General features: G+C 42.5%; 13 protein-coding genes. All 13 read right to left on the minus strand.

From position 1 onward, the window contains the following. Window positions 1-1,103: hypothetical protein (locus ACQRCC_RS13790; protein WP_427851341.1), on the minus strand; the 1,103-nt coding region annotated here is incomplete at its 3' end. Window positions 1,104-1,332: 229 nt separating this feature from the next. Next, window positions 1,333-3,282, minus strand: a complete 1,950-nt coding sequence (locus tag ACQRCC_RS13795; protein ID WP_427851342.1) for an EAL domain-containing protein — start codon at window positions 3,280-3,282, stop codon at window positions 1,333-1,335. Window positions 3,283-3,299: 17 nt separating this feature from the next. Next, a complete protein-coding gene (locus ACQRCC_RS13800) occupies window positions 3,300-4,715 on the minus strand; it encodes a glycosyltransferase family 2 protein (RefSeq protein WP_427851343.1) in 1,416 nt (471 codons plus the stop codon). After that, on the minus strand, window positions 4,712-5,860 hold the full coding sequence (locus tag ACQRCC_RS13805) for a hypothetical protein (protein WP_427851344.1): 1,149 nt from the start codon (window positions 5,858-5,860) through the stop codon (window positions 4,712-4,714). The genes ACQRCC_RS13800 and ACQRCC_RS13805 overlap by 4 nt, the downstream gene beginning before the upstream one ends. Beyond that, window positions 5,860-8,034 carry a hypothetical protein gene (locus ACQRCC_RS13810; protein WP_427851345.1) on the minus strand — a complete coding sequence of 725 codons (2,175 nt, stop codon included), beginning with the start codon at window positions 8,032-8,034 and terminating at the stop codon, window positions 5,860-5,862. Before ACQRCC_RS13810 ends, ACQRCC_RS13805 begins: the two co-directional genes overlap by 1 nt. Before the next feature lie 23 nt (window positions 8,035-8,057). Next, window positions 8,058-9,536: a CotH kinase family protein gene (locus ACQRCC_RS13815; RefSeq protein WP_427851346.1), complete on the minus strand. Its 1,479-nt coding sequence runs from the start codon at window positions 9,534-9,536 to the stop codon at window positions 8,058-8,060. 9 nt (window positions 9,537-9,545) lie between these two features. Beyond that, the gene (locus ACQRCC_RS13820) at window positions 9,546-10,223 is read right to left on the minus strand and encodes a DUF4956 domain-containing protein (protein ID WP_427851347.1); all 678 of its coding nucleotides are present in this window, start codon (window positions 10,221-10,223) and stop codon (window positions 9,546-9,548) included. A gap of 14 nt (window positions 10,224-10,237) precedes the next feature. Next, window positions 10,238-10,933 (minus strand): polyphosphate polymerase domain-containing protein, encoded by a 696-nt coding sequence (locus ACQRCC_RS13825; RefSeq protein ID WP_427851348.1) that lies wholly within the window; start codon window positions 10,931-10,933, stop codon window positions 10,238-10,240. 102 nt (window positions 10,934-11,035) lie between these two features. Then, window positions 11,036-12,331, minus strand: a complete 1,296-nt coding sequence (locus ACQRCC_RS13830; protein WP_427851349.1) for an MATE family efflux transporter — start codon at window positions 12,329-12,331, stop codon at window positions 11,036-11,038. Window positions 12,332-12,453: 122 nt separating this feature from the next. Then, window positions 12,454-13,836 carry an NCS2 family permease gene (locus tag ACQRCC_RS13835; RefSeq protein WP_427851350.1) on the minus strand — a complete coding sequence of 461 codons (1,383 nt, stop codon included), beginning with the start codon at window positions 13,834-13,836 and terminating at the stop codon, window positions 12,454-12,456. A gap of 210 nt (window positions 13,837-14,046) precedes the next feature. After that, window positions 14,047-14,934: a quinate/shikimate dehydrogenase gene (locus ACQRCC_RS13840; protein ID WP_427851351.1), complete on the minus strand. Its 888-nt coding sequence runs from the start codon at window positions 14,932-14,934 to the stop codon at window positions 14,047-14,049. Window positions 14,935-14,966: 32 nt separating this feature from the next. After that, window positions 14,967-16,994: an FAD-dependent oxidoreductase gene (locus ACQRCC_RS13845; protein WP_427851352.1), complete on the minus strand. Its 2,028-nt coding sequence runs from the start codon at window positions 16,992-16,994 to the stop codon at window positions 14,967-14,969. 123 nt (window positions 16,995-17,117) lie between these two features. Further along, the gene (locus tag ACQRCC_RS13850; protein ID WP_427851353.1) at window positions 17,118-18,005 is read right to left on the minus strand and encodes a LysR family transcriptional regulator; all 888 of its coding nucleotides are present in this window, start codon (window positions 18,003-18,005) and stop codon (window positions 17,118-17,120) included. Between the last annotated feature and the right edge of the window lie 49 nt (window positions 18,006-18,054).

Genomic DNA, 18,054 nt, shown 5'->3' on the forward strand with positions numbered 1-18,054 from the left:
GGACAAAGCTGATTCTCACCATCCAGATAATAAACGTTCGTTACAGTCCTGTTTTTATCAATCTTTACCGTAACCGGATATTCTCCTGCTGCAAGCTTTGATACTTCCCACCTGTGCGGATTGACAACCTTGATATCCAGAACCGTATAATCATTGCTCTCCAGCCCCGTCACCAGACTGCTGTCAAGTTCTTTATCCAACACAAGAAAATCTCTGAAATTCATTCCCGTCACCGTGGTCTTCCCCGATATACTGGTGACCGTTGTATCGTTCGTATGGGCATACTTCTTATCTACAAGCTGGATAGTATCAATTCGATTGCAATCGGCATGATTGTAAGCATATCTGCCAGCGCCATATTCTGACTTATCCTTTGCCGCCAGAACCAGAGGCTCCACAGCATACTGCTCGTTATCTGCCACCACCATATAGGTAATATCCTCCAGAATATCAGCCCTTAATTGGCCACTATTCGTAGTTACAGCTTCAACTGTTTCCACAGCGCTTACCAGCTTAAACCTGACATTAGCCATAGCTCCCTCTCCGTAGCGAACCGGCAGATTGATAAAGACTCTGTTAGTACCTTCCGGATTCGGCTCCTCGCTATCTCTTTCGTACAGTATCAGGCTGTCCACCTCCGGATAGGCATAAGTATCGACATTCTTCTTAATATCTACAATCTTGTTGCCATTTACCCAGATATATACATTAGGCATCCTATATTTTGAGTCCTCTGCAAAAATAATATAATTATGGTTCTTAACCAGATTCAATTTCGGAAGCATTCCATTTTCAGACTCAACACGCTGCTCAACTATCTGCTTCGTGCTATTGTAAATTACAAACTTTACCGGCTCCTGAATTGTGTTCGTTATCACAGGGCTAACCGTATCATTTACCACCTTTTCAACGGTGATTCCCTGTATTTTTACCGTCTCGGTCGCGAAAACATCCTTCTGCTGATATGCCGGAATACCATGATACACCGGTATAGATTCCGCCTTTACTTCTTTCAGTTCCGCACTTGATACAGCACCTGTTGTCAACGAAATCGCCATAACGGCACATAACAACTTCGCCAGAATAGACTTTCTTTTTTTCATTATACTATCTCCTTCCCTGGATCTTTGGCATTCCCCTGCCTCTTCTTTACAAAGCCGACATTTACCCTATTATTTGTATTATACACTCTATGGAAGGTTTTTCCCAATCGGTAATATTTATATATAGTTCTTCTATAGACTGCATCTATAGTTACTCGTTAGCCCATATATACCAAACCAAAAAGAGGTATCAGAATGTACGCATCCTAATACCTCTTTCAATCGATTTTTAACAAGGGGATAGGGGGTGGTTCCCTGTTCCTTCCTCCGAATATTTCCTGTAATATTCCATTGCATACTCTTTCGGCAGAACCCTGGAATAATAAAACCCCTGAATATATTCACAGGGAATTTTCTCTATCTTCCGATTTTCTTCCTCTGTCTCTACTCCTTCACAAAGCACCTCCATATCCATCTCATGAACCATTGTATTAATTGCTCTGAGAAGCGCCATACCTTTTGGCTGAATAACCTTCCTCAGAACAGCCCTGTCAATCTTAATACAGTCTATTGGAAAATCACACAAATCCCGTAAAGAAGAATAGCCGCTTCCAAAATCATCCAGCAGGATATAGCATCCCATTTTCTTACACTCAAGCAGATTCTGTAAAATCGCTGCAGCATTATCAGCCAGGAATTCTTCGGTAACCTCTAACCAAAGCTTCTTACGATTGAATTCATACTTCTCCACAATTTCTTTAAACTGCGGCAAAAAATCCTCTCCGCATATGGATGTCCTTGTAAAATTGCAGGCAATATGCAGATGTCCGAGTCCCTGCTGCCTCCATTCCACTAACTGTTTGCAGGCCTCTTCAAGAATGTAAAAATCCAACTGTGCTATTATGCCCGCATCATGCATAATCTCCAGATATTTTCCCGGATTCAATAATCCTTCTCTTGGATTCTCCCAGCGTGAAAGAGCTTCCGCCCCACAGATTTCCTTTGTATTTTTATCTACAACAAATTGAAGATACATTTGAAATTGCTGTTTTTTAACAGCCTCCTGAATTTCAAGATGCAGAAGAGGTGCATTCTTTGCATCATCCAATAACTTCCGATTCGTAAGCGTATAATCTTTATAATTCTTCACTGCGTAAAGATATCCCTGCCTTGCACTGAAAACTGCCATATCGCATCTGCTATCCGGTTCCAGATGATACCCTCCCACATGAATAACCGGTTCATACTCCTTGCTGAATTTATTCGAATATGTGCGCAGCATTAACAGCAGCTGCTCTATCCGGTCCTCTGCATTTTCATCATTTCCGCTTTGAAATAAGAGAATGAATACTCCTTCATCCAGCCTTGCAGCCACTTCTTCATCCCCGGCATACTGTGAAAGAAGCGAGGCGCAATATCTCTGAAGTTCTTCTGCCTCTGTCTCTCCCTGATACTGTCGAACCTGTTCAATATCAAGTCCCACATATGCAAGATAATAAAGCCCAATGGTCTGTGGGGAAACAACCTGTTCAAAATAATACTCCAGATAATCAGCATTTCCAATCCCCGTCAGAGGATCCTTCATCGCATTTTCCTTCTGTGTTTTTCTCTGTCGTCTCAGATGAAAGACGTAACCACTCAAAGATACACTCAATAAAAATGGAACTCCAAAGGCAATGACAAGATAGATAGCCGGAACCCCCGGTCGTTCGCTCTTTGCCATATAGGAAAGGGTAATTCCTGTAAGTTCCTCATTGCAAACCTGTTCCATGGCACTGCTTATCTGATCAATCAGTTCCTGAGAAGCAATTTTCGTAAAACCGACATACACTTCCATTGTCTTTCCTTCACGCTCTATCGTTAAGACCAGCATTTCCAAATAAATGTTTTCAGGATTTATCTTGCCTGCTTCATGCGCTGATATCATCTCAGCCTGACAGTTTTTAGCAAGTCTGCTCTGCCTGTTCCGTCTTCCGCCACTGACATATATAAAATCTTTCCCTGTTTTTTCCGATACCTTTTCCAATATCTCAGGAATAATTCCTTCATAATCTCCCGTCTTCTTATTATAAAACTCAACAGGATACATATCCGGATTTCCAGCCACATAAACACAATTTGCGGGCCCGGTGGATTCCTCTGTAGTTGTCACCTGCGCCGACGCACAGACATCACAAAAGATGAAAAACAGCGCTGACAGATTCAGAAACAGGATTATCCTACAAACGCATTTGCACATAATCATCATCCTTCCGACTATTTTAAATCTATTTTCTTTCGTTCAATCCTTCCCCAATTCAGCTTTTTCTTCTTATATCCTATAAAGGCAGTTGTACGTACAAATGCCATAACAAAACGAAGACAGGTAATCTCAAAAAAGCAAAGGCAGACAGCTTTTATGACGTCATTGAAGGATATTTTCAGATCTATGGTATGGATTCTTGCAAAAAATGCGGTCAGTGACATCACCGATCCAAAAATCGCATAGATTACAAAGAACAAAATCATAAACGGAACATTAATCAGATCTACACAATAGGCCAGTACCATAGTAAAAATTCCAAATACCTCAATAAACGGAGATAACAGTTCGTATAACAGGAAATAAAGATAAGAAACAAAACTTACCGCTCCGAATTTGGGGTTGAATAACATAACCCGATGACGCCACATACTCTGGAACAGACCCAGATGCCAGCGTTTTCTCTGCTTGCATAGGTCACGCAATCTCTCCGGCGCCTGCGTCCAGCAGATAGCATCTGTAGCATAACGGATTACATATGGCATCTCATTAACCACACAGTATTCGTGAAGCTTTACCACCAGTTCCATATCCTCTCCCATTGTAGTATGATCATATCCTCCCGCCGCAATCACCACATCCTTTTTAAACAATCCAAAGGCTCCGGAAATAATCAGGGAACCGTTGAATTTATCAAATAAAATTCGGGATGCCAGAAAAGACCGGTCATATTCCAGTACCTGCATACAGGCCAGAATATTTTTGGGAAGGCGGTATCTCTTTACCCGTCCGTTTTCCAGCTCCACGTTATTGGATGGCCGCACCGTTCCTCCTACAGCCACAACATCTCCCTGCTCCAGAACCGGCTGTACGATCTTACTAAGAGAATCATACTGAAGTACTGAATCAGCATCCATACAAATAAAATATGGGTAATTTGAGGCATTAATTCCCATGTTCAGCGCATCCGCTTTGCCGCCGTTTTTCTTACGGATCAAAGTAAGCGGAACCTTCTGCGTTGTTGTCTCGTACACAAATTCTGCCGGCTGGCACTCAATCTGGTATCTGACAGGCCGCCGGATATGCTGCATATGAAATGCGTCTATCAGCACCTGAGATGTGCCGTCTTTTGATCCGTCATCTACCACAATAATTTCATACAATTTATAATCCAGGGCCAAAAGCGATTTTACCGTCTCAACTACGGTAATCTCTTCATTGTACGCGGGAACGACTATTGTCACCGGCACATAATAATCCTGCATGAGAATACTCTTCATCCTCACCTGCTGCTTTTTTCTGTACAGAGTAGAAGACCCCACTGCCACCGAGAGAAATAAAAAGGTCGAGTAACCGATCAGATAGATGATAAAGAATATCTCCACTCCATCCAGAAACACTTTGATTGCATCCATTGTCCCATCCATCATGGTGCGGTCACCTCCTTTTCCCTGATTTTCCGCATATCGAAGCGGTAACAGAGAATTTCCCTGGCATACCTGTCATTTCCTTCAAAGACATCTATCAGATCCATATAGCTTAATCCCAGATGTTCCAGACTCTCCGATGCATTCAGACGCACATACCAGTTATGACTGTGAAGCCGTTCCTTCAAAGCAAGGATCGTCTCCTCACGCGGGTACGCCGCAAGGACTTTCGCTGCAATAGCCGCATACTGCCATGGATACTCTGTCTCATGATTTACAAAATCAATCAGAAGCTCATATGCGTCTTCGTATGGATATTTTCCCAAATATCTGATGCATGCAAAATGAACTTCCTCATTTTCTCCCTCATCCTTAAGAAGGCTCAGCATCTGCTGACAATATGCTCCCGATTGAAATCGTATATAATTCAAAAGCGTCACCTTCATCTCCACTGAGTACTCTCCCAAAGTCTCCCATATTTTTGCTGTCAGTTCCTCATGACTTCCTGCGAAAGATAACAGCCCGTCAGTCAATAGTTTGGGACTATGATAAACTCTGCTCCTGTCCAGAATGCGGATCGCCATCATAACACATTCCACATTCCCGGTAGTGTACAGCGCCTTTAATGCATTCTCCCTGCAGTAAAGACTTGGTTTTTTCACCATATCTAAAAGCATATTGTTTATAATACGATTTCTTTTATTTTTAATAATATCGTATTTCTGAATAAGGTATGGAAAATAGGCTTCCTTCAATTCATTCTTCTTTTGATATTTCATGCTCAACTGGATAAAAACAGGGTAAACCTCCTCCAGATACCGGGACAAATTCTCCGAATCCTCCTTTTGAAGACGATCCAGAGTTTCGTCAAAAGCTATCAGATTACTAATGTGGTTCATCTTCCGTATAAGATAGTTCCTGTGTTCCGAATCAATATGTTCTTCTTTTGCAACCTTCATAAATTGTTCTCTGATCTGCTCTTCAAAATGATAGCTTTTTCGTTCCATATTTTTTTCTCTTCTGGCAAAAACAAAAATACAGGCAATATTAAACAAAATCATACTGATGCAGACTGTAAGATATGCAAAAATCATTGTTTCGATATTCATCCGTTCCACCTGCCTTTCCTTTACCCGTACCTGTCTCATTACTTCTCTGCCCAGAGTTTCTGCATAATATAGTAAGAACTCTTAAGCCGCTCATGATAAGTTACTTTATTTTCCCATCCTTTCAATTTATAAGCCACCAGAGGAATCCTTCCGTTTTGTGATGAATCTCCCACTCCCGCATACATTTTATCAATATTTATATAAGCCACGCCATAGTTTCCGTCATAATAATCATCATGAATCTCCATTCTCGAAGGATCCGCAAAATTCAGTATCTGCCACGGGAGCTTTAGTTCAATATAATCACCCTCACAGATAAAATCCGCCAGGGAATTAAACTCTTCCGCCTCCGGATTGGCATTTCCATAAGTAAGCTTTCCAGTCTCATAGACCTCTGCTTTCGCATCCTGTGTTTGATACAGAAGCGGTGTCGCTGTCTGAAGAATCATATTAATTTCTACAAACAACGGAGAATCCTTTTCCGGAATATTTTTCTTCACATAGGTATCATATCCATATACATTAAATGCATAATTAGAACGCAGTGCCTCATAACGCTCCTGAACCATGATCCTGCTGTTCTCACTGCCGTTCAGAACAATCAGAAAATCTGCTGCCCGGTCAAAGAGAAGATCATAATTCTCACAATAGCTGCTGCCCGTTTTAGGCGTTGTATCTATCGGAATATAAAGACTGTCATTTTCAAAGTCCAGATTCTTTTTATGCACCAGAAAATAAACAAATTTCTCATCATATTTCATGGACAGGGACATATCTTTCCCTTCACACACCAGATCCTCTTTCTTCCATTCGGAAATGTCACCATCCACGTAACAGACCGACTCTTTTTTCCCCGGATCAAAGGACAGGAGTCCAAAATACTGCTCATTTGTCTGATAATCTGACCAGTATGGTGTTCGTTTCAGGTCAATCGCATACATGGTGTTCCATGTCCGCTTAAACCACTCATCCTGCCAGGAAAACACACAGCTCCCCGCGCATCCGGCTGCCATGATATCTTCATAACACTCCTTCAGAGCCTGCCCCTGAGCTGACTCTGACATATTACCCTGATTTCTTCCGGTATTCATATCCCTCTGTGCCATACCTCTGCCGGTAGAAACTCCAAACTCAGAGATTACAACCGGCATACTGTGATGATTTGTCAGCATAGTCAGATAAGCTCTGTAAGTGTTAAGCTCACCGGTCTCTGTTAAAAAAGCGGAAGAATCTGTAAACCCCAACTGGCCCCAGTCATTTACATAGCTCAGATAATCCGGATAATAAGGGTACACATGGTAGGATGCAAACTGCCCCGCAAGGAACTCATCCGTTGTCTTAATATGCTCTACATCCACGTAGGCACATTTCATAAAATAAGCCGATACATCCTCCGGATATTGGAAAGGATCCGTGGTTGGCCAGTTGGAAAAAGCCACCAGTCTCTGCTGCTTATAACGTTTCGTCTCATACTCTATAACCTTGTCCCCAACTCTGGCCAGCATCGTCTCAAAAGGCGACCCCTTATCCACATACATGTAATTACCCGCATAAGACTCATACCCTTCCACATCATTATAAGTCTCATCCGTATAAACCACCGTTACATCTTCCCACTCCACACCCAGAATGTATCCGATTACCCATGGGGAAATATCATGTCTGTAACTTCCCGAACCTGCACTGGCCATACGACCCAGACTGATCTTTCGTTTGCCATGGACCACATCCACCATCGTTCTGCAATCATTCAGAAAGGCTTCATAAAAATCCCTGTCATAGGCATCCCGATGAGAATTCTGTACATAGTCATTGACCCATACACCATGAATCAGCCACAGTGGATTCTCATTATCCTTATTGTATTCATAAAAAGCATTATAAAACTCATCGGACTGTACCGTGTAAATGCGGATAGTATTTGCTCCCATCTCCTGTATATAGCGAAACCAGCGCAAATAAGTCTCCTTATCAATATCAAAATCCGTAGCCCACTCCCCCGGCTCTCCGGATCCCATATTGACACCCCGGATTTCAAATGGCGCGTATCCGGAATCACATTTCTGAAAAATCTGATCTCCATATACTTTCATAAATGTGGTAACTTCCTGATCCGGATGAATATCCACATAGATCCCCATACGATAATAGGCGTAATCCCATGCAAGGTACAGGCATATGACAGCGGAAACTGCTATAATAAATTTTTTCATATTCTCTTCCTGCTCTTTCCCTGTTAATTTGCATTCTCGTTAAATTTCTTGATTCTGGATTCTGAGGAATACTGCCGCACGGTTTCGATATTCTCATCCATCCACTGAATCCTCTCATGGAGAAATTCTTTCATATCCGAAATCGCCTCTTCATAAGACCGGGGATTCCGATTGGCAGGCTCAAGCAGATCATACTCCGGTTGGAAAGTATATCCCCACTTTTCATAATTTCTGTCAATGGCATCTCCCAGATATACTGCGACATCATCTATATAATTGTCCAGATATTCTTCATCAAAATAAGTCTTACGAAGCTCCCAATACCTCTCAACGATTCTGTCCGTAAAATCCTCATCCTTAGTCAGCATAAAATACCAGAGACAATCCTGCATCTGAAATCCATCCGTGGACATAATCTGCTCCTGATAATTGTTGCATGCGGAATTAAAATCCCATATGCACATGCGGAACTTCCCATCTATCCCCTTATAAATATAAGTAGACAGCCACCCGGCATCATAGTTGCAGGCAAGTTCATTGATAAGAAAATAATCCACAAAGGAATCCACGTCTATCATTTGCTCATATCCATATTTATCATTATCATAATCATAGGAATACAGAGTTTTTTCAAAATACGAAAAATCCTGCTGAATTGCATCTTTAAGCTCCGGTGTCAATTTCTTCGTACCAGGATAAACAATATTCAGCTGAAGATTGGTTCTCCTGGAATACTGGGAAAAGGTTCCGATATTTTTCATCTCATTTTCACTTCCCCGATCCAGTCTCAGAAGATATCCGGTGAATGTATTGTCCTTCTTGTCCACGGAGAAATCCAGCCTGGATTTACCTTCACCGGAAGTAATGCTCTCTGTCATCACATATACTCCCTGATATTCTCCATTCACGAACACCTCGCAGAAACGGACGTTGGGTGCATAATCCATAACTTTTCCCGCCAGGTTATACCACATATAGTTGCGCATGAGCGTCTTATCAAGAAATGGCCCATGGAGCACCCACTCATGATGCTCATCCATTCCCATCACACTCTGTGGCTGACTTTCCCCATTCTCATCCGTCAAACGAATCGAAAAATTTGTTTTATCAAAAGAGCGGGAAGAATTACCGCGGATATGAATCTTCATCCGGCTTTCCAGTGCCGGTTTATCATCCATATGGCTATTTGTTTTTTCATTATCAACAATCGTTATCTTTCCGAAGATCTCATCCTGTCCATCCAATGTAGTCTCCTGTCCCACTATTTTTCCCAAATCATCCACAATATTTTTTCCCGGAATCATCTGCCCTTCTGTATCTATCTCTACCAGCGGAAGATGGGTACAGAAAACTTCTTCCCCATGGCTGCAGACCGCCTTAGGTTCTGCTTCCAGATGCTGTTGATATCTCTCCTTCTCAGCATTTCCTGACAGGGAAGGGATGAAAATACACAGTAAAATAACGGCAATCCATGCGCTGATTCCCCAAAGCTTATACTTCATGTCTCCTCCCTAGTTCGATATTTCATCGTTCTGCATCACAATATTTACGTATTCAATATCTCCCAGTCTGTAGATATCATCACTCACACTTTCCCCGTTTTTTTCAGCATCACTCAGCATTTTTCGGGTAATTTCATAAATAAATTCCACATGAGACTCGCTGGTATTTCTGACCCGGAGCACCGCCTTATGCTTCAGTCGTTTGAATACCAGCGCCTGGATCGCATCCTGCCGGTTTCTCTTTGCCCGAATAATCAGAAGCATTCTGTTGTCACTCTTAATACATCCCAGAATCATCAGTACCAGAAAAGTAATTCCACTTCCGATGGAAGCCACCAGATAATCCCCTACACCGCAGCAGATACCTGCGATAATGGTCCAGAATATGTATACCGTATCTCTGGAATCTTTAATTGCTGTGCGGAAACGCACAATGGAAAGCGCACCTACCATACCAAGAGAGAGTGCAATATTATTACCGATTACCGTCATTACTGTCCCTGTCAGCACGGTAAGCGCTACCAGAGATGCATTAAACTTTTTACTGTAAATAGTTCCTCTGTGGGATATGGCATAGGAAATATAAATCATAAAACCAATCAGGGCTGCCACGCACAGATTCATCAGAATCTGCTCCCACGTCATGTCCGCAGGATTCGTAAATAAACTGTAAATTTTTTCTCTCATAATTTCATTCTCCCTTATAAACTTGTCTGATATGCATTCTGCCTTGCAAGACAGTACTTGCTTACCGAAAGCTCACTTTTATCTATACTGTTGAGCAGTCTCTTTATGTATTCCAGCAAAAAGCCATTAAATTTTACCTCCAGCACCACATCAAATGCATCCAGAACAGGATTCATATTAAGGTGTTGTGAAAAAAGATCCAGATTGCTCTCTGTGGATACAATATTATGATCAAACGTAATCCGTGTTTTATTCTCCCTCGCAACAAATGCCTTGCGGTCATACTGTACAATGGTTTTTGGCCGATAACATTTGCAGTGCATCAGAGCAAAACACTCCTGTGCAAACGGATCCGGATATTTCAGAAGCGGAGAATAATCCGCATCTATTAACCGCATGGCATCCTCCCTGGATACTTTAAGGGATCTCTTCAGCTGACTGCTTCCCTGTTTCTGCTTCATCTCCAGCATCGCATATGAACTTTCCGGATCATAACACCTCAGGCGGATCTTCCTGCGGGTCTCAATCCCTGCCAGCTTATCAAAATAATCTTCATCATACAGGGAATCAAAATACAAAGAACGAATCATGTATCCCTGATCCCCATTATGTTCATCCTGCAAAAGCACCTGCTCCAGCTGACGGCTTTTCCTCATATATTCTTCTACATTAATTAAAAACTTCTTTTCCTCACGAAATACCTGATTCATACTACCTCCCCGGATAGGGGACGGTTCTCTGACCTTCCCTGTCCTCTGATTAATCTAACAAACAGACCGCTACAAAAGTGCAAAAGGGATAGAGAACCATCCCTATCCCTTCTTTATTGCTGTGGATGTGCAAAAAGTTGTCAATAATTCCGCTGCCGGAAAGGCCATCCAGATTCCTGTCATTCCAAAAATCCGGGCCAGCACAAAAGCACACACACTGATTGCCACAATGCCGCGCATAATGGAAGTCAAAAACGCCCACCCGGAATTCTCTGTCGCGCCCAAATATCCTGCCCCTACAATATTAAAACCGGCAAATAAAAATCCCACAAAATAGATTCGAACTCCCTCTACCCCGTAGGCTGCCATCTGTACATTATTTTCGCTGTTGAAAATTCGGACAAGCGGCTCCGCCAACATACCTGCCGAAATGACAACTGTAAGTGCAAGGACTATAGCTGTTCCCAGCGCCATTTTCAAAATTTTTCTGACAGCTCTGTCATCCCCTCTTCCATAGAACTGGCTGAACAGCGGCTGTGCCCCCTGTGATACTCCATTGAATATGGATATTGCCACGATGGATGTATTGGCTACAACGCCATACGCTGCCACTCCATCATTTCCCGCAAGTTCCAGTATCAGGAAATTGAATATTGCTGTCGTGACACCGGAAGATATTTCCCCGATAAATGCTGAAGTACCTAATTTACATGCTGTTATAAGTTGCTTTACCGAAGGCAGTTTCCACACCAGTTTTATCGTACACTTTTCGGAGAAAAAATGTCTGCAGCAGATCAGTATTCCGACTATCGGCGAACACGCTGTAGCCCAGGCCGCTCCTGCCATCCCAAGCCCCAATGGAAACATCAGCACATAGTCCATCACAATGTTAAAAAGACTGCTGAATAATGTCGCCCTCATAGCCAGATTGGGATTTTTATCATTTCTCACGAATGCGTTACAGATATGATTCCCCATAAAGAAAGGTGCAAACAACAGAAAGATTCTTGTGTACGGTGTTCCAACCGCTACAATCTGCGCATCTCCGCCCATCCATTCCATAATCCGGTCCGGTACAGCTGCTCCGGCTGCCATAAAAACCAATCCAAATATAACTGCATAGAGCAGCGCATTCGAAAAATATTCATCTGCCGATTTATCATTACGGGCACGCAGAATATTGAACCGGATTGCAGAGCCCACACCCAGCATGGCTCCGATTCCAAATATCAGGCCATAAATCGGAAGTACCAGATTTAATGCCGTAATCCCAGCAGTTCCTTCTGCTTTGGATATAAAGAATGTATCTGCCAGAATATAGGCTGATATGCCTATCATACCCAATATATTTTGCGAGACATAGCCCACGAATTTTCTTTCCACTGACTGTTTTTTCATATAACCAGCCCCACTCCTAATCTAAATTATCTGAAAGGCGCCCGTAGGATAGGGGACGGTTCTCTGTCCTGCAAGTATACAGGACAGAGAACCGTCCCCTATCCCATCGTCCTCTATCTCATCTACAGAAGAATATATTTCAAAATAAAGAGAATTGCCAGTACATACATCAATATACTGATATTTTTCTCCTTACTCTTGCCTGCAAAAAGATTGATTGCTACATAGGAAATAACTCCCAGTGCAATGCCTTCAGAAATACTGTAGAAAAATGGCATTGCAGCCATACAGATAAAGCACGGTATTGCTTCACCATAATCATTAAAATCAATATTTACCACATTTGTCAGCATATAGAAACCTACCACGATCAAAGCCGGTGCCGTAGCAAAGGACGGAATTGCCAAAAAGATCGGTGACAGGAACAGGGACAGTCCAAAAAGCACTGCCGTCGTAAATGCTGTAAGACCTGTACGACCTCCCTCACTTACACCGGATGCACTCTCTACAAATGTTGTTGTTGTAGAGGTACCAAGAACTGCTCCTGCAGTTGTAGCAAGCGCATCAGCCATAAGTGCTCCCTTGATTCTTGGAAGCTTTCCATTTTCGTCAATCATATCCGCTTTAGATGCAACTCCAATTAATGTTCCAATTGTATCAAACATATCTACAAACAGGAATGCAACGATAATCACAAGGAAATTTGATGAAAAGATTCCCTTAAAATCCAGCTTGCAAAATACCGGTGCAAGGCTGGGAACAGAGATTCCGTTGCTGAAATCCGGAAGCAGACTATAAAATCCCAGTTCCGGATTTGGAACATAAACTCCTGTAAACTGACATACAATTCCCAGAATCCAGGTGATTAAAATTCCCCACAAAATATTTCCCTTAACATTTTTTACAACCAGAACAGCCGTAATAATTACACCAACAAGTGCAAGCAGCACTGTAATTCCCACATCCTGGGAAGTTGCCTCTACCCCATTAGCAAGATTGTATCCATTCAGGGAGAAAATCTCAACCAGAGTTGCTCCCCCGATAACAATATTCGCATTCTGGAGTCCGATAAATGCAATAAAAAGACCAATACCAACACTGACTGCTGCTTTCAGATTCACCGGAATCGCATTGAAAATAGCCTCACGCACATTCGTGATGGAAAGAATAATAAAAATAATACCTTCCACAAATACTGCCGTCAACGCCGTCTGCCAGGAATATCCCATTCCAATTACTACTGTATAAGCAAAATATGCATTCAATCCCATTCCCGGTGCAAGAGCAAATGGGTAATTTGCAAAAAATGCCATACATAATGTTCCGAGCATGGATGCCACTGCTGTTGCCGTAAAGACAGCTCCCTGATCCATACCGGTTGCTGCAAGAATCCCCGGATTGACTGCCAGAATATACGCCATTGTCATAAAAGTAGTAAATCCGGCCAGTACTTCTGTTTTTACCGTTGTGTGATTCTCACTCAGTTTAAAACATTTCTCCAACATTTGTTTTCCTCCTCCGTTATAAACACCGAGGATAAGGGACGGTTCTCTGTCCTGCGAGTGTACAGGACAGAGAACCGTCCCCTATCCAAACTCTCAACAGATACAGTTTAACAAATACCGCGAAGAAAGTAAACGCCCTATTATGCAGAAAAATAGCATCCGGAAAACCGAATGCCATTTCTATGGGGGATGTTATGTCTATTATACGAATTATATTCCTAACTTCTCTTTCATGTACTCTACATCCGTTGATTTTCCGGTGTAGAGCTCAATCGCAATCAAAGCCTGGAAGAGCATCATACTCATTCCATTATATATCTTTGTACATCCGGCTTCTTTCGCCTGTTTCATCATTACCGTCTCACGCGGAGCGTATACGGTATCTGTGACAATCAGATCCGGACGGAAAAATGATGGATCCGGGATATTGGAAATATCCTCCAGCGGATGCATGCCAACGCCTGTAGCGTCGCAGAAGATATCAGCTTCCTGCATCTTTTCTTTTAAAAGATCAAGATCAGCCAGATCATTCATGGTTGCTTTGCATTCTGTGTTATTATTGATGGTCTCAACGATCTCTTCGCCGCGGGCATAGAATTTATCCCGGATATTGAAAATCTGAAGCTCTGCAATTCCATCCAAAGCTCCGCGAACAGCGATTGCTGTAGCAGCTCCACCTGTTCCGATCAGAACCATCTTCATTCCCTTAAAGTCGATTCCTTCCTCTGTGATTCCCTGCCAGTATCCCATACCGTCGGTGTTATATCCTTTTAATTTTCCTGTAACCTGTCCATTCTCATCACGGGTATTCACAACCGTATTGATTGCGCCGCAAAGTCTGGCAGCCTCATCAACCTCTTCCAGATATTTATGTACAACTGTCTTATTCGGCATGGAAATGTTGGAACCAAGCATTTTCAATGCACGGATACTGTTTACAGCTGCTTCCAAAGAATCGTTATCTACCTCAAATGCTAACTGAATCACATCGTCACCATTCTTATCGTATGCAAGATTATGGGTTGTAGGTGACTGTGTATGGCGAATCGGATAAGCCATCAATCCGACTAATTCTGTATGTCCTGTAATATTCGGCATGGTAATTACCTCTTTTCTTATCTATTTCTATTCTATTTTTGTTCTATTTCGTCTAAATCTAAAAATCCTTTGAACTCCAGTACATTCAGGATCGCACGTCCGTCCATCGTACCTTCCATAATACGACGGGCACGAACGGAATCACCGATCGGATAAACAAATGTATCCGTATCACCGAATTCCTCTTCCAATGCCGGAAGCAGCGGATTGTTTGCTCTCATTCCCAGACAGTTGAAGCCAAGATCGAACTCCAGCTCTCTGATCTCTCCCTCCGGTGTCTTAACAACGAATGCATTCGGTTTTACTTCCTGAAGTGCCGTGTTCACATACTCTTTTACGCCATAAGTATCGTGGGTTTCACGCATGGAACACTTTGTTATTGGATCTGCCATCATACCGATCTGCGGAAGCATATCCACAATAGAGCACTCTGCTCCGCGCGGTGCAAAATACTCGACCACATCAAGACCTACAGATCCTCCTCCCATAACAACGACCTTCTTGCCTTTGCAGAATTCATCCGGATATTTGCCTGCGTTCAGATTGTTAATCATATCAAATATGGTGGCAACATTTCCCTCTGCGATATTCTCTCTCAGACCCGGAATCGGCGGAACCAGTGGTGCTGAACCTGTTGCATTTACAACGATATCCGGTTTAAAGTCCTTAATTTTGTCAATTGTTGCTTCTGTATTTAAGAAAATATATAAATTCGGCAGTCTCTTTGCACGCTTCTCCAGATAATTCGGGAAGTCCTTCATACGGGACTTGCTTTGAAGATCTGAAATAAATGTTGACAGTCCTCCCACATGATCATTTTTCTCAAAGACAAATACGTTACAACCAACCTCAGCAGCTGTACATGCAGCCTCCAGACCTGCGGTACCGGCGCCTACAACTACTACGTTACAGTTTTTCTTTACTTTTAATTTCTTATATAAATCGCCCTCCGGAACTGCCGGGTTCACTGTACAGCGGATCGGACGATTGACACCGATACGGTTTCCTGCACATCCTACATTACAGGAGATACATTTACGGATAATATCCTCGTCTCCGTTCTGGACCTTCACAACCCAGTTGGGATCCGCGATCAGTCCACGTCCCATACCAACGATATCTACATCTCCGCTTTCCAGAACCTGCTCAACAACCTTCGGATCGCGGTAATTTCCGGCATTGATCACCGGTTTGCCAAATTTTTCTTTTACAGCCTTTGCCTGATAGGAACGCCATCCATCCGGCATATAGTTTGAATCAATCTGATACTGAAGAGATGGATTCAGCGCACAGGATACGTCATACATATCTACAAATTCATCTATGTACTCCAGATACTCTAATGTATCCTCCAGAGTATTTCCGCCCGGCACACGCTCTTCTGCAGAAATACGCACAATAATCGGGAACCACGGTCCAACCTGTCTGCGAACTTCTTCCAGCACCATGCGCGGGAAACGCAGACGGTTTTCTACAGAACCGCCGAACTCATCTGTTCTTTTATTATAGTATGGAGAAATAAACTGGCTCATCAGATAAGAATGTCCGCAGTGAATCTCAATCGCATCAAAACCGATTGCCTGCACACGCCTTGCAGCCTCTCCATATTTCTTAACGGTTGTAAGGATTTCCTCCTTTGTCATCGGACGGGGAATCTCTCCGCCAACCTTTGTCGGAATATTGGAAGACGAAACAGTCTCCATTCCGGTTCTTGCAGAAGAAGCAGACGCACCCGCATGGTTAACCTGGATTGCAACAGTTGCTCCGCTTTTGTGAAGGTTTTCCACCAGCTGATAATAGCGCGGCATAAAACTGTCATGGTCAATACGGATCTGGCTCGTTCCATTTGATCCGACCGGGTACTCTACATTGGCATTCTCTAAGATGATCAGGCCAACTCCGCCTTTCGCACGCAATGAATAATAGTTCATGTGACGATTGCTCATCTCACCGCTTGTCTCACCATAATTTGTCCCCATCGGTGTCATAGCAATACGGTTGCGTATCGTCATTCTTTTTACTGTTAAAGGTTCAAAAATCTTGGGATAATTTGTTTTCATGAATCCTTCTCCTTATATGTTTTTCGCGTAAGGCATTTCTTCTGTTTGTGACAATCTCATTATAATCCCAGGAACCTATAACGTAAAATATCTTTTATGCTATCTTTTGATACCTTAAAGCTATCATTCGAACGGTGTTACTTTTTGCTTCATATATTCAATAAATCTTCCGACTGCCGGCAGCTGATAACGATCCTTCATCCAGAACATAAAGGTCTGATGCATCAGATCAATATCATTCAGTTTATGAATATTTACGCGGTTTTTATCAATTTCCTCTATTCGCGGTACAAGTGCAATCCCAAAATCCTCACTTACAAGCGCAGCAATGGAATGTTCATCCGGACATTCCACTACAATATTCGGATGAAGAGAAAGTCTTCTGTATAAACGCTTCGTATAATTACCAAGCCAGGACTCGCGGTCATACCCTATCACCGGATAATGATTGACTTCCTGAATAGAAACACCTTCCTTTTCTCCCAATTCGTGCCCCTTCGGTGTGATCAGCACCATTTCTTCTGATAAAACAGGAAAGAACTCCAGGTCTTCCTCTTTATCTATATATCCGCCAAATCCCACATCCAGTTCCCCGGATTTTACCTTTTTCGCAATCGCGGCAGTATGATTCTGGAAAAAATTAAAGGTAACATTTTTGTTTTCTTCTTTATTTAAGAAATCTCTGACATTGTGAGGAATATAATGTCCTGCAAGCGGGAACACATATCCAATATCTATCTTGCCCCCGTCACTTGCTATTTCTCTCATCTTATTTCTGGCAATCTCACACTCGGAAATAATTCTGTCTGCATATTCCAGAAATAATCTGCCGCCTTTTGTCAGATTGATTCCTCTTCCATTTTTTTCAAAAAGCAGAACTCCTAATTCAGCCTCCAGGGAGGCAATCGATCTGCTCAGCGATGGCTGGGAAATAAAAAGTTCCTCCGCTGCCTTTCGATAATTCTCATATTGGGCTACCATCTGAAAATAATAAAGCTGATTGAGCGTCATATGTCGTTCTCCTTTATTCGTGATTTGTAACCGTTCAAAGACGGGCAGT

Origin of the sequence: Sporofaciens sp. SGI.106 (assembly GCF_050314255.1) — a bacterium.
In the GTDB taxonomy this organism is placed as follows: domain Bacteria; phylum Bacillota; class Clostridia; order Lachnospirales; family Lachnospiraceae; genus Claveliimonas.